The following is a 19,127-nucleotide window of genomic DNA, read 5'->3' on the forward strand; positions in this document are numbered from 1 at the left end:
ATCTGGTGGAGGTGAGGGGCGAGGGACCGGCCGTGCCCCTCACCTCCACCAGATCGCTTCGGCGCGGGCGCGCGCCGTCGCGAGGTTCTGGCGATACAGCGGCTCCGAGCGCAGCGGCGCGAGTACGGCGCAGTGCTCGAGCCAGTCGAGATCGGCGAGCGGGCCCTCGCCAGCGAGGGCGAGCCAGCGCAGCGCGAGCTCGGGGTAGGCGTGGATCATCGCGGCCTCACAGGCGATCTGCAGCATCGATCCGCGAAAGTGGGGGTTGGGCACGGTCGGCAGCATGCGCTCGACTCGCGCGACGAGGGCGTCGGCCGCGACCTCCTCGAGCCACAGCAGCGCGTGGAACTCGTGGAGCGGCGAGCCCGGCGGCAAGAGCTTGGGCAGCTCGGCCGCGGCGGCGTCGATCCGCGCGCGCTCGCCCTTCCACGCGCCGACGCGGAGCTCGAGGGTGCGCACGGGGACGTCGGTCGGGCGGTGCTCGTTCGCGTAGAAGCGGGCGATCACCCGATCAAAGCTGTCGAGATCGTCGCGCAGCGCGTGGTAGCGGGCGATCGCGGGCAGGCAAAAGAGGTGGCTCGGATCGAGCTCGAGACCGAGCTCGAGGTGGTCGAGGCCCTCGCGCGGGCGGCCGCCCTCGACCTGGAGCTGGCCGATGTACGCGTGGGCGGCCGCGTAGGTCGGGGCGATCGACAGCGCGAGCTGCAGGGACTGCGCCGCGCCGCGGTAGTCGCCGGCCTGGGTGCTCCAGCGGGCGCTGGCGAGGTGGGTCTCGGCCAGCTCCGGCGCCCACCCGAGCGCGGCCTCGACCGCGGCCTCGGCCATCGCGCGGTAGTCGGGCTCGTCGGGCTCGTCGGGCTCGCGGGGCAGGAACCACGCCCGGAGGCAGGCGTCGGCGTAGGCGGCCATCGCCGGCTTGAAGCTCGGGGCCAGGGCCAGGCACTGCTGGAGGCGCGCGACGGCGCCGTCGGGCCCCTTGAACGCCCAGACCCGCGCGAGCTGGCGCGCGCGCAGGTAGTGCTCGACGGCCTCGGGCGTGGCGTCGCCGCGGTGGACCGACTGCTCGACCTCCATCCGCAGGGCCTCGGCGATCCGCTTGCCCATCTTGTCTTGGAGCTCGAACACGTCACTGAGCGCGCCCTCGAAGCGCCCGCTCCAGCGCTGAAAGCCGGTCTCGCCGTCGAGCAGGCGGGCCGAGATGCGCACGCGCTCGCCGGCGACGTGGACGGTGCCGTCGACGAGGGCCTCGACGCCGAGCTCGCGCCCGATCGCGCGAGGGTCTCGATCGCGGCGCTCGGCGTAGCGCGCGGTGGCGCCGCTGCCGGACACCCGCAGCCCCTTGGTCATGGCCAGCAGATCGATGAGCTCGTCGCCGAGGGCCTCGCCGATGTACGCGGTCGCCGACGAGCCGCGGTGCAAGAAGGGCAGGACCGCCAGGGCCAGCCTCCGGATCGGCGTGGGGCTGGAGAGCGAGCCCTCGCTCGCGCGCAGGGCCTCGAGCTCGGCCTGCTGCTCGGCGATCGCCACGGCGACGTCGGCGGCGCCGGGTCGCTCGGCGATCTCGCGCGAGAGCATCAGGCCGACGAGGGCGGCGAGCCCCGGCTCGAGGTCGTGGCTGGTCGAGAGATCCGGCGGCGTCGCGTGGAGGCGCGCGAGCGCGGTCTCCATGGTCGTGGCCCGCTTGAAGGGCAGCTCGCCGGTCAGGAGCTCGTGGACGATGAGCCCGAGCGAGTAGACGTCGCTGGCCGCGCTCACGCGCTCACCCGCGAGCTGCTCGGGCGCCATGTAGGCCGGCGTGCCCAGGGTCCCGTGGGTCTGGAGCGTGGCGTCCGAGCCCTGGACCCCGCGGGCGATGCCGAAGTCGGTGATCACCGCTCGCCCGCCGGGCTCGACGAGCACGTTGGCCGGCTTGAGGTCGCGGTGCACGACCTGCGCGGCGTGGGCCGCGGCGAGGCCCTCGGCGATCTGTCGGGCGATGTCGAGGATCTTGCCCAGCTCGATCCGCCGCTTGGACTGAAGCTCGCGCAGGCTCTCGCCCGCGACGAACTCCATGGTCAAGAAGCGAAAGCCCCGGTGCTCGCCGAGGTCGTAGGTCCGGGCGGTGTTGCGATGGGTCACGCGGCGCGCGAGCCGGACCTCACGGCGAAAGCGCTCGATGGCATCTGATGTCGTGTCGGGTACTTCGAGCAGCTTGAGCGCGACGACCTCGTCGAGATCGAGATCGCGGACCCGATAGACCGCACCCATGCCGCCGCGTCCGAGGAGCGCTTCGGGCATGTAGCGGTCCGCGAAGCGCTGTCCGATCTCGACCAGCGGGGTCGAGCGCTGGGTCTCATCGTCTTCGGCCTGTAGCTTGGCCACCACGACAAACTACCAGAGGCGTCGCGGGCTCGCGCGGTCGACGATCGAAGCCAACGAAACGCGCGCATTCGACCGCGGGTCCACGTACCATCTGCGCGAGCGTCCCCCATGCCAACTCCCCGCCAGCGTGCACTCCAAGCCTCGGGCCGGCGCCCGAGGAGCTCGCTGCGCGCTGCCTGGGCGCCGACTCTGGTGGCGCTCGCGTGGGTCCTGGTCGGCTGCGATGCGGGCCTGTCTTCGGCGTCCTCGCCGGGCTTGGGCTTTGGATCATTGGTGCTCGGTACCGCTCTGACCACGGCCATCGCGCTGGCTGTGGCCGTCCCGCTCGGGCTGCTCGCTGCGATCTACCTGGCCGAGTTCGCCACGGCCGAGCTGCGCCGGGTGATCGATCCAACCTTCGAGCTGCTCGGCGGCGTCCCGACCGTGGTGCTCGGCTACGTTGCGCTGGTGTTCCTGACACCGATGTTGCAGCGCGCGGTACCCGGGCTGTCCAGCTTCAACGCGCTGAGCCCGGGCGTGGTGATCGGTGTCATGATTGTCCCGATGATCGCCTCGCTGAGCTGTCGGGCGATCGAGGCCGTGCCCCTCGGCCTGCGCGAGGGGGCGTGGGCGCTCGGCGTTGGCGAGGCGCGGACGATCGTGAAGATCGTGCTGCCCGCGGCCGCCTCGGGGGTCGGCGCGTCGATCTTGCTCGCAAGCTCCCGGGCGATCGGCGAGACGATGATCGTGGCGATCGCTGCGGTCGCGGCGGGGCAGGGCTCCTCGTCGGGCCTCGATCCGCGCGGCCCGGTCCAGACCATGACCGCGTACATCGTCCAGACGCCGCCCACGGACGCGGCCGTCCGCTCGACGATCTTCGCGCTCGGCGCGAGCTTGTTCGTGCTGACCGTCGCGCTCAACCTCGTCGCCCAGCGAATGGTCCCGCGCGCGCGGGCCGAGGGGGGCCATGAGCGGGCGTAAATTGTCGGCCAGCGACCGGGCGTTGCGCTGGCTGTGCGCGGCCGCGGTGCTCGTGCCGATCGCGGTCTTGTCGAGCTTGCTCGTGAGCGTCGCGCTCGTCGGCTTCACACAGCTCGACGCCGAGGTCTTGGCCGCGGTCGGGGGGGCGTTGCGCGACAGCGTCTACCTCGGGTTGCTGAGCGCCGGGCTCGCCGTCCCGCTCGGGGTCGGCGCGGCGATCGGGCTCGAGCAGTATGGCGCCCGCGCGACCTGGGCCGAGCTCCTCGACGCCAAGGTCGCGGTCCTCGCAGGCGTCCCCTCGGTCATCTATGGCCTGCTCGGGCTCGAGCTGTTCGCGCGGGCGCTGAGCTCCGGCCGCGGGCTGCTGGCCGGGGCGCTCACGATCGCGCTGCTGGTCTCGCCGATGATCTTCGTCGCCTCGCGCGAGGCCCTGCGCGGGGTGTCTGCGAGTCAGCGCGAGGCGGGGCTGGCCCTCGGCGGGACCCGCTGGCAGATCGTCCGCCACGTCGTCTTGCCGATGGCGATCCCGGGCATCGTCAGCGGGACGATCCTGGCGGTCGCGCGGGCGCTGGGGTCGGCGGCGCCGCTGCTCGTGCTCGGAGGCTTCGCCGCAGCCCGCGTCGCGCCCGAGGCCGCCGACCCCCTCGCGGTCCTGCCCGTCCGCATCTTCAGCTGGATCGCGGGCCCGGCTCGGGAGGGGGCGGGCGGCAACGCGGCGGCCGGGAGCTTCGTACTGATGGTCGTGTGTCTCGGGCTCCATGGCCTCGCGCTCGTCATCCGGGGGCGCTCGACGGGGCCGCGCGAGGCCGAGGCGTGAGCGAGGCCGAGGCCAAGATCCGCACGCGCGGCCTGTCCGCGTGGTTCGGGGCCAGGCCGGTCCTGCGCGACATCGACATCGACATCGACGCCCGCGGCGTCACGGCGATCATCGGTCCTTCGGGCTGCGGCAAGTCGACCTTCATCCGCTGCATCAACCGCCTCCACGAGATGACCCGCGGGGCCCGAATGTCCGGCAAGATCCTCGTCGACGGCGTTGAGATTCAGGGCCCCGAGGTCGACCCCGTCGCCCTGCGTCGGCGGATCGGGATGGTCTTTCGGGAGCCGAACCCGTTCCCGGCCATGTCGATCCGCGACAACGTGCTCGCCGGGCTGATCCTCAACCATGGCCGGCCCAGCCGCGCCCGCGGCGACGAGATCGTCGAGGCGGCGCTGCGTCAGGCCGCGCTGTGGACCGACCTTCGTGACCGCCTCGGGGCCCCCGGGACCAGCTTGTCGAGCGGCCAACAGCAGCGCCTGTGCATCGCCCGGACCCTGGCGCTCGAGCCCGAGATCGTGCTCATGGACGAGCCCTGCTCGGCGCTCGATCCGGTCGCCAGCGCCAAGATCGAGGACCTCCTCCACGAGCTGCGCGAGCGCTACACCGTCGTGATCGTGACTCACAACATGCAGCAGGCCGCGCGGGTGTCCGAGCGGGCGGCGTTCTTCTTGGACGGCGAGCTGATCGAGTACGCCGACACCGACACGATCTTCACGGCCCCGCTCGACAAGCGAACCGAGGACTACATCACGGGCAAATTCGGCTAGCGCGAGCCCGGGCAGCCTCTTGCAAGGCTTGTCTGGGCTTCGGGGGGGGTTAGCGGGCCTTGTCGACCCGGGGGGCGGCCCACACGGCCTCGGCGCGGCCGCGGACGAGGGCGCGAGCGGCCTCGAACTGCGCGCGCTCGCGCAGCGGCCCGAGCAGCGGGCAGTACTCGAGCCAGTCGAGGTCGAGGAGGACCCCGTCGGAGGCCTCCTGGATGTAGTCCATGGCCAGATCTTCGTGGCCGTGGAACATCGCGGCCTCGGCCCCGAGCTGGCGCAAGAGCGCGGCGAAGCGGGGATTGCTGGCGGCGTCGAACACCTTTTGGAAGATCGCGCGCAGCTCGTCGATGCTCGCGTGCGCGGCCGTCATGGTCTTGGCGAAGGACACCAGCGAGTCGGTCTCGGGCAGGTTGTCGGTGATGCGCTCGCGGACCCGGGCGATGCGGTCTTTGGCGCCGTACCAGGCGGCGACGCGAATCTCGAGTATCGTGGTCGGGAGGTCGGTGTCGCGGCCGGTCGCCTCGACGAAGCGCGCGATCTGGCGGTCGTAGCTGTCGATGTCGTCGCGCAGGGCGTGGTGGCGGGCGATGTCGGGCAGGGCGTAGACGAGGCCGGGATCGAGCTCGACGGCGAGCTCGAGGTGGGCGACGCCCTGCTCGGGCCGCCCGGCCTCGATCTGGAGGCGACCGAGGTACTCGTGGGCCGCGGCGTAGGTCGGGGCGATGCGCAGGGCCTGGCGCAGGGACTCGGCGGCGGGCTTGTACTCGCCGTGCTGAACCGAGTGAATGGCCGCGGCGAGGTGGGTCTCGGCGAGCTCGGGGGCCCCGGCGAGCGCGGTCTGAACCGCCTCGCAGGCGCGCGCCTCCCAGTCGGGCTCGTCGGGGTTCCAGCTCGGCAAGAACCACGCGCGGAGGCAGGCGATCGCGTGCCCGGCGAGCGCGGGCTTGAACTCGGGCGCGAGGGCGAGGCAGCGCTCGTAGAGCGCCGCGGCCCCGTGCGGGCCCTTCCAGTCCCAGGTCCGGGCGAGCTGGCGGGCCCGGAGGTAGGACTCGATCGCCTCGAGCGGGGCCTCGCCGCGGTGGGCGATGTCTTCGAGCTTGAGGCGCAGGGCCTCGGCGATGCGCCGACCCATCTTGTCTTGGAGCTCGAACACGTCCTCGAGCGCGCCGTCGTAGCGCTCGCTCCACAGCTGAAAGCCGCTGCCGACGTCGAGCAGCCGGGCCGAGATCCGCACGCGCTTGCCGGCCAGCTGCACGGTGCCGTCGACGATCACGTCGACGCCGAGCTCGGCGCCGATCGTCCGCGGGTCGCGATCGCCCGCGTCGGCGAAGCGGGCCGTCGCGCCGCTGCCCGAGACCCGCAGCCCGCGCATGGTCGAGAGCACGTCGATCAGCTCGTCGCTGAGGGTCTCGGCCACGTAGCTCTCGGACTCGGGGCCGCGGTAGCGAAAGGGCAAGACCGCGAGGGCGCGGGCGCTCGACGGGGTCGGGGTCGCGGCCACCCCCGGGCCGCTCGGCGAGCGCGTCCCTTTCGTGAACGAGGCGGTCGGCATGCTCAAGGTGCCGCTGTCGGCCCCGAGCTCGGCCGAGATCGCGCCCAGCAGCTCGGCGAGCTCGGCGGCGCTGTGCAGCCGCTGCTCGACCTCCCTGGCCAGGCAGCGCTGGAGGAGCTCGGCGAGCCGCGGCGGGATGTTGGGGTCGGACGCGAGCTCGGGCAGCGGCTGGTGGAGGCGCGCGAGGGCGACGGCCATCGGCGAGCCGCCGGAGAAGGGCAGGCGACCCGTGAGCATCTCGTAGAGGATCAGCCCGAGGGCGTAGAGGTCGGCGGGGGCCTCGACCCGGGCGCCGGAGATCTGCTCGGGCGCCATGTAGGCCGGGGTCCCGAGCAGGCCGCCGGTCTGGAGGGTCGCGTCGCTGCCCTGGAGGGCGCGGGCGATGCCGAAGTCGGTGATCACGATCCGGCCGCTGCGCTCGACCAGGACGTTGGCCGGCTTGAGATCGCGGTGGACGACCCCGGCCTCGTGGGCGGCCGCGAGGCCCCTGGCGATCTGGATGGCGAACTCGACCGCCCGCGCGCCGCTCGGCCGAGCGCGCGCGATGTGCGTGCGGAGGCTCTCGCCGTCGACGTACTCCATCGTCAAGAAGCGCCAGGTCTGGTGCTCGCCGAGGTCGTAGGTCCGGGCCGCGTTGCGGTGGGTGACCCGCCGAGCGAGGCGCACCTCCCGGCGGAAGCGCTCGATCGCCTCGGGCGTGGCCATCGTCGCGTCGAGCAGCTTGAGCGCGATGACCTCCGCGACCTCGCGGTCGTGGACGCGAAACACGGAGCCCATGCCGCCGCGGCCGAGCAGCTTTTGGATCTCGTAGCGGCCAGCGAACACGTCACCGACGGCGATCCCGGTGCGCACGGCGATCGTGGGGTCGTCGCCCTCGGTCTGGGCCATGGGCCGACCCTAGCAGATGGGGGGGCTGTTCATGACCGCAGTCGAACTGGTCATTGGTACAGAGTCGCGGCCGGGCAGTGCGAGTTTTGCGCGAGTGGTCGCGTTCTCCGGCCCCATCCGGGGATCCAATCCCGTAGCATGGCCGGGCTTTGCCTCTCTCGCGCATCGTCCCGATCTTTGGCGCCCTGACCATGCTCGCGATCGCCTACGCGCTGTCGGCCGACCGCAAGAAGGTCGACCTCAAGGTCGTGATCTGGGGCGTCGGACTCCAGTGGGCCTTCGCGGCGCTGCTGCTTTGGGTCCCGGCGGGCAAGGTCGTGCTCGAGACCGTCGCCAACTTCGTGACGGGGATCCTCGCGCAGTCCTACGAGGGCTCGGCCTTCGTGTTCGGCGATCTCGGCGTGCAGGGCGGGGGCGAGAGCGGGCTCGGGGTCGTGTTCGCGTTTCAGATCCTGCCGACGATCGTGTTCGTCGCCGCGCTGTTCGCGATTCTCTACCACCTCGGCGTGATGCAGCTGATCGTCGGGCTCATGGCCAAGCTCATGGTCAAGACCATGGGCACGAGCGGGGCCGAGTCGCTCTCGGTCGGGGCCGCGGTGTTCATGGGCCAGACCGAGGCCCCGCTGACGATCCGGCCCTTCCTCGACCGTCTGACCCGCAGCGAGCTGTTCTTGGTCATGGTCAGCGGCATGGCCACGGTCTCGGGCGCGATCCTGGCGGCCTACGTCATGATCGGCAAGGTCGACATGAAGTACCTGCTCGCGGCCGTGGCGATGACGGCCCCGGCTTGCGTGGTCACGGCCAAGCTCATGATGCCCGAGGACGCCGAGCCCGAGACCCTCGGCCAGAGCAAGTTCGAGCTGCCCAAGGACGAGGACTCCAACCTCTTGCTGGCCGCGGCCACGGGCACGACCGACGGGCTCAAGCTCGCGGTCAACGTCGGCGCGATGCTGATCGCCTTCATCGCCCTGGTCGCGCTGGTCAACGCCGGGCTGGGGCTGATCCCCTACTGGGAGTTTTCGTTCTTGCACGGGCCCGTGACCCTCCAGGGCGTGCTCGGCGTGATCATGGCCCCGGTCGCCTTCTTGATGGGCGTGCCCTGGTCGGAGTGCCTGACCGTTGGTTCGGTGCTCGGGACGCGGACCGTCGTCAACGAGCTCGTCGCGTACATGGAGCTGGCCTCGGTGTCCGCCTCGATCAGCCCGCGCTCGCACCAGATCGCGACCTTCGCCGTGTGTGGATTCGCCAACGTCTCGAGCATCGGCATCCAGATCGGCGGTCTCGGGGCGCTGGCCCCGAGCCGTCGGCGTGACATCGCCCAGCTCGGGGTCCGGGCCCTGGTCGCCGCAACCTTGGCCAACTTCATGACGGCCTGTGTGGCCGGCGCGCTCCTGGCCGGGTGACGGTCTAGCAGCCCGTGGTGCAATGCCTCGTGTCGCCTCGCGCCGGAATGTTCGCCGAGGGCGCGAAGCCAAAACGCCGCTGTACCGGGCGTACTGCAAGTTTTGGCGACAAAGCCCTCGGCGAAGAGGCCAAGCGAGGCGGCGCGAGGGATTGCACCACGGGCTGCTAGACGGGGCGGCTGGAACCGGCGACACTTCGAGCGGGAGTTTAACTTGATCAAACGCCTCGAGATCGAGAACTACGGCTGCGTCCGGCACGTCGAGCTCAAGCCGACGCCGCTGCATGCCTTCGTTGGCCCCAGCGACGTCGGCAAGTCCACGATCCTCAAGGCCATCGAGGCGCTCTCGCGCTTCACTCGGGTCGAGGACTACCGCGACGAGGCGCCGCCGCTGATCCCGGCCAAGGCCCGGGACACGATGACGCTGACGGTCGAGTTCTCTGGCAGCCTCGGCTTCAACGTCGGCTTCGCGCCGCGCTCACAGACCCTCGAGACCTACGTCCGCGAGTCGATGCAGGGCGAGTGGCTGGGCTACCGCCACGTGACGCCGGACTTTCGCTGGGCGTCCGACGAGCCCCAGCAGGTCGCCGAGTTCGCCCGCCAGATCCGCGAGCGCCTCTCGTGCCGCTTCATCCACCTCCAAAACAGCGCGCTGCACCGCGACAGCCCGCTGCTCACTGACTATGTCCCGGTCATGCTCGAGGAGGAGGGCCACGGCCTCGCCGGGGTCTACGATCGGATCATGGCCCGGGGCGACGACGCCTTCGATCAGATCACCAAGCGGATCCGCGGCTACTTTCCGTGGGTCGGCGGCGTCGAGGTCACGACCGTCTCGCAGGTGACCAAGAACATCTTCGTGCGCAGCCTCGACGGCCAGCGGATCCCCGCCAAGCACGTCGGCGCTGGGCTGCTGCGCCTGCTCGCCTGGGAGTCGCTGCGCTACTCCGACCGCCCGCACTTGTTGCTGGTCGAAGAGCCCGAGGCCGGGCTCAGCCCCGCGCTCGTGCCGGTCGTGCTCGAGCTCCTGCGCGAGCTGACCGTCGACGCCGAGAACCCCTGCCAGGTCCTGATGACCACGCGCAGCCCCCTGGTCGTCGCCGAGCTCGACCCCCAGGAGGTCACCCTCGTGACCCGCAACGCCCGCGAGGGCACCCGCGTGTCCACGCTCGTCGACCACCCCGACTATGTCGCGGCCGCCGAGCGGCTGCCCCGGGGGTTGCGGTGGCTGGATCTGGCAGACGGGGTCATGAGCGCCCCCAGCCACAACACCGTCCGAACCCGGGTCTGAGGGCCCGGCCCAATTCAGACCCCCCGGCGGGGCGAATTCAGGTAGGGTCGCTCCATGCCTGCTTCGCTCCCTCGCGAGGATCGCCTGCGCCTGATGAAGTTCGTGTGCTCGTTCGCCTGGGCCGACCTCGAGGTCCAGGCGCAAGAGCGGGACTTCGTGGGCAAGATGATCGAGCACCTCGAGCTCGAGGACGCGCGCGCGCAGGTCGAAGGCTGGCTGCGCCACCCGCCGCCGCCCGAGGAGGTCGATCCGACCGACGTCCCGCGCGAGCACCGCGAGCTGTTCCTCGACGCGGTCAGGCGCCTGGTCGCGGCCGACGAGCGGATCGATCCCAAAGAGGCCGAGACCCTCGCGCTGTTCGAGCAGCTGCTGGTCTGAGGGTCGTCGGCCGCCGCGGCTTGGGTGTCAGCCGCGCCTGAGGACGCCCACAGCAGCGCTCGAGCGCTGAACCGCAGACGCCGAGATCTCCGCGACCGGCCGGCGCCCGTCGTCGCGGCGCTCGAGCGCTCCCAGGGGGGGCCAGATTTGGTCGATATTGGGCGCTGGCTGGCTCGTGAGGAGCCAGATTTGGTTTGGAGCGGCTGCGCTGGAGGGCGCGGCCGAGCCGATTTTGGCTCGCCGAGCGCGCGGGGCCACCCGGCGCGAGCGCGTTTTGGTTTCGAAATTACCGCTCCCCACCCGGCGCGAGCGCGTTTTGGTTTCGAAATTACCGCTCCCCACCCGGCGCGAGCGCGTTTTGGTTTCGAAATTACCGCCTCCCACTCGGCGCGAGCGCGTTTTGGTTTTGAAATTACGGAAACGGTCTCGCGGCCCCCCCGACGCGATGGAGGCCCGCGCCCTGGTGGGCCCCGCAGCCGTCAGCAATTGCAGCCGCCGCCGCCCCCACCACAGTTGCCGCAGCCGGACCCACAGTTGCCGCAGCCCGAGCATCCGCTGCCACAGTTGCCGCAGCCCGAGCATCCGCTGCCACAGTCGCCACAGCCGGAGCACGCGCTGCCGCAGTCGCCGCAGCCGGAGCACGCGCTGCCACAGTCGCCGCAGCCCGAGCACGCGTCGGTGCAGCTCCCGCAGCCGGAGCACGCGTCGCCACAGTCGCTGCAGCCCGAACACACCTGGCCGCACTCGCTGCAGTCCGAGCAGCCGGCCCCGCAGTCCTGGCCGCATCCCGAGCACCAGCTCGCGCAGCCGTCGACGCAGCCGCCGCAAGCTCCGAAGGACTCACCGCAGTCGCCACAGGCGTCTCCGAGCCCGCCGCACAGCGACTGGATCAGATCTCCGATGCAGTCGCAGCCGAGGGCGGAGCCTCCGTCCTCGGGGCCGCCGGTCTCGGTCCCGGTCCCGTCGGGCAGATCGGGCGTCGACGGCAGCTCGCCTGTCTCGCCTCCGGTGTCGGTGCCGGTGTCGGTGCCCGTGTCGGTGCCGGTGCCGGTGTCGGCTCCGCTCTCGCTCTCGCCCCCGCCGGTCTCGGTGGCCGCGCGCGCGACCCGGGACCACGCGCTGGTGAACAGGGCGATGGACAGGGCGACGAGGGCCTGGGCGAAGCGGAGCGCGCCGCTGGCTTCGCCGAGCCGCGCGAGCACCCGACGGCGCTCGCTGTGTTCGCGCAGGGCTCGCTCGGCCCGGGCGATCGCCAGCGTCGCCCGGGTCCCGAGCTGGGTGACGAGGATGTTGAAGAGGACCGCGCGGTGGCGGCGAAGGGGCAGGGCAGCGAGGGCCGTGGCGAGCTCGTCGCGGGCGCGCTCGAGCATGGCGCTCGCCTCTCGGACCCGGCCGCGGTCGATCTGCGGGCGCCCGCGGTAGTCGTGGATCAGGCAGGGGTTGAAGTCGCCCGCGCGCAGATCCTGATCGAGGTCCTCGAGCGCGTCGACGAGGTAGATGACCCGACCGACGGCGCGACCGAGGCGGGCGAGGTGGCCCCGCGCCGGGCCGACGCAGCGAGCGAGCGCCGGGATCCGCGGTCCGCCCTCGGGGAGCTCGGCCCCCTCGGGGAGCTCACCCCCCTCGGGGAGCTCGGCGAGCTCGGGGACCGAGCCGGGCAGGGCGGCGATCCGGGCGAAGACCAGCTCGAGCGCGGCGGCGCTTGGCTCGGCGGCCTCGGCCGGGCCGGTCTCGCCGCGGACCTCCAGGGCGGCCTGGTGGTGCTCGAAGCCGATCAGCTCGGCGAGGTCCGAGCCCAGCGCGTCGAGGGTCCCGCGGGCTCGATCGGCGGGCTCGCGCAGCAGCGGCCGGGCGAGGCGCGCGAAGCTGCGGCCGTCGATCGCCCGGTCGGCCAGCCACTGATCGGCGAGCAGGACCTGGACGGCGGCGGCGTAGCGCATCGCGACGGAGTCGGGGCTGACCGTGGGGCGGTGGACGACCGGGACCATCGGGCAGCGGGTCCGATCGGGCGCCGCGGCCTCGAGCTGGAGGCCGTCGACGAGCAGGCCGAGGAACACCGCGTCGTGGCTCAGGAGCCCGCGGTAGGGCAGGCCGAACTGATCGCCGATGCCCTGGCAGGTCCCGCAGTAAAAGCGCTGCCACTCGCCGCGCTCGGGGCAGCGCAAGGCGGCGCGGGTGGGCTTTAGGGTGCCGAACACTGGCCCGCCTCCGAGCGCTGCGCGCGGTTCATCGCGCCTTGCCAGCGGGCCCAGCCCCCGGCCCAGCCGCGCCCGAGCGCGCGCCCGAGGCGATCGGGGAACAGCGCGGCGAGCTGAGCCTCGTCGAGCTCGCGGGGACACAGCGGGTGGACGAGCCAGCGCCAGGTCAGGAAGCCGTGGATCCAGCGCAGCCAGATCGGGACCTGGCCGAGGTCGGCGAGGGCCTCGCCGAGGCGGTCGACCTCATCGGCGGCGGGCAGGGTGTCGAGGTCGATCTTCGCCTCGCTGACGCCGCGATACAGCGGCGCGAGCCGGCCCTGGCCCAGCGCGAAGCGCCACAGCTCGGGCGCGCCCTGGGCCAGGAGCACGCCCGGCCGACTGGCGACGAGGCCGTCGGCCGTGTCCTTGTGGAGGTCGGCGAGCGCGTCGGCGGTCTGGATGTGCAGGCCCCAGTCGTAGAACGCGGCGAGCTCGTGCGCGCGCAGGGGCCGACGCGCGTCCTCGGGCAGCTCGCCGATCATCGTGACCATCAGCAGCCAGGCGCCGCTGATGTCGGCGGTCACGGCCTCGACCGCGCGCGGATCGACCCGGGTCGGATCGCTGGACAGCAGCCGCACGGCGCGAACCTGGACCTCCCAGCCGAACGCGATCGTGTCGATCACGTGGGCGAGGCGCTCGCGCGCGCCGGCCAGGGCCCGGAGGCGCTGACCGAGGGTCGCCGCGAGCTCACAGCGGGGCTCGGCGTTGGCCGGCGAGGCGCTGCGGATCGACGCCAGCGTCGGCGCGAGGTAGGCCCGGGTCCGGCGATCGAGGGGGCCCGGCTCGCGCTCGATCGCCAGCGGCCCGCCGTGGAAGTCGATCGCGTCGATGACCTGATCGTCGATCTTGGTCAGGAGCGAGAGCATCGCCGCGGCCTCGCCGACGGCCTCGCTGTGGCGCTGACCGCCGAGCGCCGCGTAGCAGGCCCGCGCGAGGCAGGCGAGCCCGGCGCAGAGCATCCGGCTGCGCGGGCTGACGGTCCCGGCCGGGTCGGCCGCGCGGAGCAGCGGAGCGAGCGGGGGCAGGTGCAGGGCCGCGATGTCGAGCAGGCTGCGATCGAGGTCGGTCGGGGCGGTCACCACGCCTTCGAGGGTACCGAAGCGGGGGCTCCGAAGGGGATCGGATCAGCGTGGCACCACGATCGCGCGCACAGCCTCGAGCTCGGGCAGGGGCTCGGCGCCCGCGTAGGCGCTGTCGAACACGATCACGCCGCCGTCTCGCCCGGCGAAGCGCGGGCGGAGGTCGCTGCGATCGTTGTCGGTCAGCCGCTTGGGCGCGGCAGCTTCGACCCCGAGCGGCAAGACCACGATCTCGAAGTTGGCGAGGGGCTCGTCGCCCGGCGCCTCGCCAAAGGGCGCGGCCCAGGCCGCGTGGCTGCCGGTCGGGGAGATCGCCAGATCGTGAGCCTCGTGGGGCAGATCGGTCGCCAGGACCTTGGTCTCGATCGCCGCCTGGGCCGAGCTCGCCGCGCTCGCGAGCTCGTAGTCGTCGGCGAGGGCGTTGCGCCACAGCTCGGCCCCGCCAGCCCCAGGGTGGGGGACCGTGGCCTGGATCAGGCGTGAACCGGCCGGGGTGTCGACGAGGGCGACGACCGCCAGCCCCGCTGCGCTCGCGGCCGGGAGCGGGAAGGCGTCGCGGATCGCGAGGGTCGAGGGCTCGCCCGCGTCGGGGGCCAGCGCGTCGACGGGCACGACCGCGACCCGCAGCTCGTCGACTTGCTCCGGCGGCGGGAGCACGACGAAGACCAGGGCCTCGCGCCTGCTCGGCAAGGTCGCGGGGTCGGGCGGCGAAGGAGCCTCGCTCGCGCTCGCCTCGGCCACGCGCCGGGCTCGGGCCGTGGCCGCGTCGACGAAGTCGAGGCCCGCGGGGACCACGACGCTGTCTTCACCGGTCCAGCGCAGCTCCTGGTGGCGGAGCTCGACGCCCTCGATGCGGACCTGGCGATAGGCTCGCATCTTGGCGTCGGCCCACATCAGCCGGCCGCCGAGGCTCGCGGCCGTGCGCCCGCTCGCGCGCGGCAGCCCGAGCTCGCCACCGTCGAGGCGGCGGATCGGGTCGCGCTTCTCGAAGCTGCAGCCCTCGCCCGACAGGACCCACAGATCCGCGACCCAGCGATCGCTGGGGATCAGCAGCGCGTCTCCGGCCGGGGCCACGGCGAAGCCGCCGTCGAGCGAGAGGGTCTCGGGCAGCGTCGCGCAGGGCTGGCGCTGATCGGGCCCGAGCTCGTCGAGGGTCACGACCGTGAGCTCGGCCTCGAGCTTCTCGCTGCGCCACGCGGTCTCGCGGCCGTCCTCGCTGTGCCAGGCTCCGCGCCCGCTGGCCAGGAGCAGCGCGCCGTTGGCCAGGGGCCAGGCGCGGAGGGTCTCGTAGGCGCGGGCGAGCTCGCTCGGCTTGGGCTCGCCGCGCTCGCGCTCGGCGAGCGCAGCCCAGGCCGCGATCTGGCGGCGCATGGTCTCCTGGCCCTGTTCGATCTCGACGACGTCCGCGACCGTCCCGGCCGAGCCAAAGCGGATCATCAGGTCGTTGTCGGCCTCGCGCGTGCGCGCCTTGGCGATCTGCTCCTGACCAAAGAGCGCGAGCAGCAGCCCGACCCGCTCGCCGGCTGGCTTGGTGTGGGTCACGTCCGGGACCACGCCGCCGTAGCTCAGGTGCTGGCCGAGGTCGCCGACGCTCATGACCGCGAAGGTCGTCCCCGGCGGCGGGGCCTCGGCCTCGTAGCCGACGGTCGAGAAGTCGTACTGCTCGCCGTGGGCCATGTTGAGCGCGACGTAGCCGAAGCCGCGCTGATCGGCGTACTCGACGATCGCCGCGAGCTCGTCGAGGCTCGTGTCGAAGGACTGGCCCTCGCCGATCGCCTCACCGACGCTGAGCTGATCGACGTCGAAGCCCTCGCGCTCGAGGAAGTCCGCGAGCTCCGGGGTCGGGCCGACGATCAGGACCCGCGCGGGGTCCTCGGGCTGGCCCTTGCTGCGGCCGAGCATCCACCACCCCGCCGCCGCGACGGCGGCGAAGGCGACGAGCGCGACGATCGCCCGAAGCGGCGAGGCCCTGGCCGGGACGACGAGGGAGTCCTCGGGGGCGATCATGGCATGATGACTCTTGCACGCACGCCTCGCCCTCGTCCACGCTTGCTGCGCTTCGTGGGGGGAATACCATGCGGAGCCTGTGATCCCCCCGAGCGCGCACTTCATCTGGTTTGGCCCGCGCTTGCCGTGGGCCCACGCCCTGTCGATCCGTTCGGCGGCGCTGCGTGGCGGGTTCGAGCGGGTCGTGCTGCATTGCAGCGACGACCTCTCGTCGACCCCGGAGTGGGCGGAGCTCGAGGCCTTGCCGGGCTTTGTCGCCCGGCGGATCGACGCGAGCGCGCTGATCCGTGCGATCGGGGCAGGGGGCCCGGAGCTCGCGGCGATCTACGCCAAGCTCGACGCCCCGGCGGCCCGGGCGAACGTCTTGCGCGCCGTGATCTTGATGGCCGAGGGCGGCGTGTACCTCGACCTCGACACGATCACGGTGCGCTCCCTCGACCCGCTCAGGCGCGAGTGCGGGGCCTTTTGCGGCGAGGAGCGGCTGATCTGGTCGGCCTCGGTTCGGCGGACCAAGGGGCTGTCGGTCCACGCGCTCAGCCTCGCGCGGGCGGGCGTCCGCGAGCTCAACCGCCGCCTGCCGCGAGGCTGGCGCTACTTTCGCTCGATCGAGGCGCTGTACCCCGCGGCCGCCAACAACGCCGTCGTCGGCGCCGAGCCTGGCCACCCCTTCGTGCGCCGCCTGCTCGACAACATGATCGCCGTGCCCGAGGACCGCCAGCTCGTCCGCTTCGCCTTGGGCACGGTGCTGCTGCAAGACACGATCGAGGATCAGCGCGAGCCCGATCTGCGCGTGCTGCCGCCGCGCTACTTTTACCCGCTCGGGCCCGAGATCAGCCATCACTGGTTCCGCGAGCGCCGCTCGCTGCCGGCGCTCGACGAGGTCCTGAGCCCCGACACGCTGGTCGTGCACTGGTACGCCTCGGTCCGGACCAAGAAGATCGTGCCCCGGATCGACCCCGACTACGTCCGCGCCCACGCCGACCGTCAGCTGTTCTCGGCCCTGGCGCTGCCGCTGCTCCCGAGCAAAGACAGCTGAGCCCCGCAGGCGTCGGCAACGCCGCTCGCTCGGCGGGTAGGCAGGCGAGCGCGGGGCTGTCGGCCGTGGAGCGGGGGCCGGCGGCGAGGGTCCCCGTCGTCGCTCAGGGATCGTCGGTTTGAGACCCCGGCTGAGGCGGGGCGTCCTCGGGCGGGCGCGGTGACTCGGGCGGGCGCGGTGAAGGGGAGGCCGCTCGGGTCGGGAGCACGAAGGCCCGCGCGACCGAGATGGTCCCGAGCTCGTCGAGCTCGAGCGAGACCTCGCTGAGCGCGATGCTCCCGTCGGCGCTGAGCCGCGGGACCGAGTCGGACAGCGCGTCGTCGTCGACTCGGCGCGGGACGAAGCAGCCGGGCCCGCACAGCTCGGCGCTCATGAGCTGGGCCTCGCCGCCTTCGCTCGCCGCGGTCCACAGCGCGCGGCCGCCCCCGCCGGCGATCGCAAGCGCGAGGTAGGGCCCGATCGGGCCGAGGGTCTCGACCGCGTAGGGGCGCTCGCCCTCGGGCGTGGCCGGAGCTGCCCGCGGAGCTGTTGTGGCAGGGTCCGCGGCGGCGAGCGTGCGGGTCAGCTCGGCCAGGGGCGTGGTGCTGCGCAAGCGGTGGAGGCAGGGGCGGGGGTCTCGCGCGGCGCTCTCGGGGCAGCCCTCGGTCAGGAGCAGGAGCGCGTCGTCGCCCGCCGGGCGCAGATCGAGGAGCGCGAGCTCGTCGAGCTCGGCCGGGTCGGGGGAGCCCACGAACAGCGCCGCGGCGTCGAGCTCGACGCGGGGGGGCTCGCCCTGACCGGACGGGCCTTTGAACTCGCGGGTATCGAGCAAGACGAGGACGCGCTCGCTGCCGTAGTCGGGCGGTCCGAGCGGGCGCTCGGCGATCATCGCGAGCAGCTCGCGGTCGACCCACCACGGCCCCGAGAACTGGTCGACACCAAACACCTGGGCCCGGTGCTGCGCGTCGAGGTCGAACCAGTGGAGCCAGTCGTCGTCGTAGTTCCAGGCCATGCGCCCGGCGGCGTTGGGCCGCCCGAGCGCGCGCTCACCTAGCAGCCCGGGGTGCAATGCATCGTGTCGCCTCGCGCCGGAATCTTCGCCGAGGGCGCGAAGCCAAAACGCCGCTGTACCGGGCGTACTGCAAGTTTTGGCGACAAAGCCCTCGGCGAAGAGGCCAAGCGAGGCGGCGCGAGGGATTGCACCCCGGGCTGCTAGGGGCAGGGTGCTCGCGGGCCGAGCCACGCACTCGCCCGCGCGCGCGGCCTCCTCGTCGAGCGCGAACACCTGCGCGGGGCTCGACGAGGACGGGCGCAGGACCAAGGAGGCCCCGTCGGGGGCGACCGAGAGCTCGCCGCTGAGGGTGTCGGGCAGGCCCCGACAGCGCTGACGCGCGAGGCGCTCGTCGGGCTCGTCGTCGCGCAGGGCCGCGAGCGGCACGAACCACAGCGAGGTCGCGGCGTCGAGCTCGAGGCGCGGGCGTCGATAGACGCTGACGGCGACCCGCGCGGCCCGAGCCTGGACGAGCACACCGCCGGTCACGGGCGCGGCCTGGACCTGCTCCCAGGGTCCCGCGAGGCTGCCGGGGATGACCCCGGGCGCGGGCCACAGCTCGCTGAGCTCGCGCCAGCGCTGCTGGTCGGCGATCAGGGTCTCACGGCGCTCGAACAGCCCGCGCTCATCGAGGACCTCGCGGGCCTGCAGCTGCAGCGCCGCGAGCTCGCGGTCCCACAGCGCCTGCAGATCCGGGTGCTCGTAGAGCGCGAGGCGGACGCTGTCGAGCTCGGCGAGCGGGGCCTCGTAGGCGACCGGCGCCAGCTCGACCCAGCGCATCCGCGGGCCCTCGGGGGCGAGGTCACCGACGCTGAAGACCACGAAGGGGACCGACGCCGGCGGCAGGGCCTCGATGCCCGGGTCGTCGAGGTCGAGCTCCCAGCTCGGGGCCTCGGGATCGTCGGGCCCGAGCGCGAGGGCCACGAAGCCGTAGCCGCGCTGATCCGCGTAGGCGAGGGCGGCCGCGTAGGCCGGCGCGTCGTCGCCGATGAGCTCGCGGCCGAGGGCGATCGCCTCGTCGGGGTCGAGCTGCAGGACCGAGAACCCGTCGACCTCGCCGAGGCCGCTGGCCGCCCCTGTCGAGCCGCCGACGACCATCAGGCGCAGGGCGCTGTCGGCCTCGCCGCGGCCGCGGTGGGGGCCGTAGCGGTCGCGAGCCGCGAGCGCGAGGGCGACGACCAGCAGCAACCCGAAGATCACGTAGTTGCGGGTCGCCGGCGTCAGTCGCTCGTCGCGTCCAGCCATCAGCTCCGACTCTAGCAGGCTGCTGAGAACGCCTCAGGCCGAGCGCAATGGTAGAGTCTCCCGCGCATGTCTTCGGTAGCACG

13 protein-coding genes are annotated in these 19,127 nt (G+C 72.7%); 7 read left to right on the forward strand and 6 right to left on the reverse strand.

Annotation, left to right across the window (positions count from 1 at the left end; all coding sequences use genetic code 11):
- Positions 1–39: 39 nt before the first annotated feature.
- Positions 40–2,361 carry a serine/threonine-protein kinase gene (locus ENSA5_RS07945; RefSeq protein ID WP_146155453.1) on the reverse strand — a complete coding sequence of 774 codons (2,322 nt, stop codon included), beginning with the start codon at positions 2,359–2,361 and terminating at the stop codon, positions 40–42.
- Positions 2,362–2,634: 273 nt separating this feature from the next.
- Here ENSA5_RS07945 and ENSA5_RS07950 point away from each other — a divergent pair, with 273 nt between their 5' ends.
- The 3 genes from ENSA5_RS07950 to pstB are packed head-to-tail and all read left to right on the forward strand — an operon-like array spanning position 2,635 to position 4,905.
- Complete coding sequence (locus ENSA5_RS07950) at positions 2,635–3,321, forward strand: PstC family ABC transporter permease (RefSeq protein WP_181197497.1); 687 nt, start codon at positions 2,635–2,637, stop codon at positions 3,319–3,321.
- Positions 3,308–4,138, forward strand: coding sequence for a PstA family ABC transporter permease (locus ENSA5_RS07955; RefSeq protein WP_106391033.1), 831 nt, complete (start codon positions 3,308–3,310; stop codon positions 4,136–4,138). Before ENSA5_RS07950 ends, ENSA5_RS07955 begins: the two co-directional genes overlap by 14 nt.
- Positions 4,135–4,905 (forward strand): phosphate ABC transporter ATP-binding protein PstB, encoded by a 771-nt coding sequence (gene pstB / locus ENSA5_RS07960; protein WP_106391034.1) that lies wholly within the window; start codon positions 4,135–4,137, stop codon positions 4,903–4,905. Before ENSA5_RS07955 ends, pstB begins: the two co-directional genes overlap by 4 nt.
- 49 nt (positions 4,906–4,954) lie before the next feature.
- On the opposite strand, the gene ENSA5_RS07965 is transcribed toward pstB, so the two are convergent.
- Positions 4,955–7,342 (reverse strand): serine/threonine-protein kinase, encoded by a 2,388-nt coding sequence (locus ENSA5_RS07965; RefSeq protein ID WP_106391035.1) that lies wholly within the window; start codon positions 7,340–7,342, stop codon positions 4,955–4,957.
- A 149-nt stretch (positions 7,343–7,491) separates the two neighbouring features.
- Here ENSA5_RS07965 and ENSA5_RS07970 point away from each other — a divergent pair, with 149 nt between their 5' ends.
- From ENSA5_RS07970 to ENSA5_RS07980, 3 genes are all read left to right on the forward strand, one after another.
- The gene (locus ENSA5_RS07970; RefSeq protein WP_258182785.1) at positions 7,492–8,745 is read left to right on the forward strand and encodes a NupC/NupG family nucleoside CNT transporter; all 1,254 of its coding nucleotides are present in this window, start codon (positions 7,492–7,494) and stop codon (positions 8,743–8,745) included.
- Positions 8,746–8,958: 213 nt separating this feature from the next.
- On the forward strand, positions 8,959–10,032 hold the full coding sequence (locus ENSA5_RS07975; RefSeq protein WP_106391036.1) for an AAA family ATPase: 1,074 nt from the start codon (positions 8,959–8,961) through the stop codon (positions 10,030–10,032).
- Positions 10,033–10,086: 54 nt separating this feature from the next.
- Positions 10,087–10,410 (forward strand): TerB family tellurite resistance protein, encoded by a 324-nt coding sequence (locus ENSA5_RS07980; protein ID WP_106391037.1) that lies wholly within the window; start codon positions 10,087–10,089, stop codon positions 10,408–10,410.
- Between the two features lie 479 nt (positions 10,411–10,889).
- On the opposite strand, the gene ENSA5_RS39550 is transcribed toward ENSA5_RS07980, so the two are convergent.
- Genes ENSA5_RS39550 through ENSA5_RS07995 form a run of 3 tightly spaced genes read right to left on the reverse strand, consistent with a single transcriptional unit; the run spans position 10,890 to position 15,733 of the window.
- Positions 10,890–12,608: a DUF5685 family protein gene (locus ENSA5_RS39550; RefSeq protein WP_106391038.1), complete on the reverse strand. Its 1,719-nt coding sequence runs from the start codon at positions 12,606–12,608 to the stop codon at positions 10,890–10,892.
- Complete coding sequence (locus ENSA5_RS37230) at positions 12,593–13,726, reverse strand: hypothetical protein (RefSeq protein ID WP_181197498.1); 1,134 nt, start codon at positions 13,724–13,726, stop codon at positions 12,593–12,595. Before ENSA5_RS37230 ends, ENSA5_RS39550 begins: the two co-directional genes overlap by 16 nt.
- Before the next feature lie 45 nt (positions 13,727–13,771).
- The gene (locus ENSA5_RS07995; protein ID WP_106391039.1) at positions 13,772–15,733 is read right to left on the reverse strand and encodes a hypothetical protein; all 1,962 of its coding nucleotides are present in this window, start codon (positions 15,731–15,733) and stop codon (positions 13,772–13,774) included.
- Between the two features lie 79 nt (positions 15,734–15,812).
- Here ENSA5_RS07995 and ENSA5_RS08000 point away from each other — a divergent pair, with 79 nt between their 5' ends.
- Positions 15,813–16,769, forward strand: a complete 957-nt coding sequence (locus ENSA5_RS08000) for a glycosyltransferase (RefSeq protein ID WP_181197499.1) — start codon at positions 15,813–15,815, stop codon at positions 16,767–16,769.
- A gap of 103 nt (positions 16,770–16,872) precedes the next feature.
- On the opposite strand, the gene ENSA5_RS08005 is transcribed toward ENSA5_RS08000, so the two are convergent.
- On the reverse strand, positions 16,873–19,044 hold the full coding sequence (locus tag ENSA5_RS08005) for a hypothetical protein (RefSeq protein WP_106391041.1): 2,172 nt from the start codon (positions 19,042–19,044) through the stop codon (positions 16,873–16,875).
- Positions 19,045–19,127 lie beyond the last annotated feature (83 nt).

The sequence above is a fragment of the Enhygromyxa salina genome (assembly GCF_002994615.1).
Classification (GTDB): Bacteria; Myxococcota_A; Polyangia; order Nannocystales; family Nannocystaceae; genus Plesiocystis; species Plesiocystis salina_A.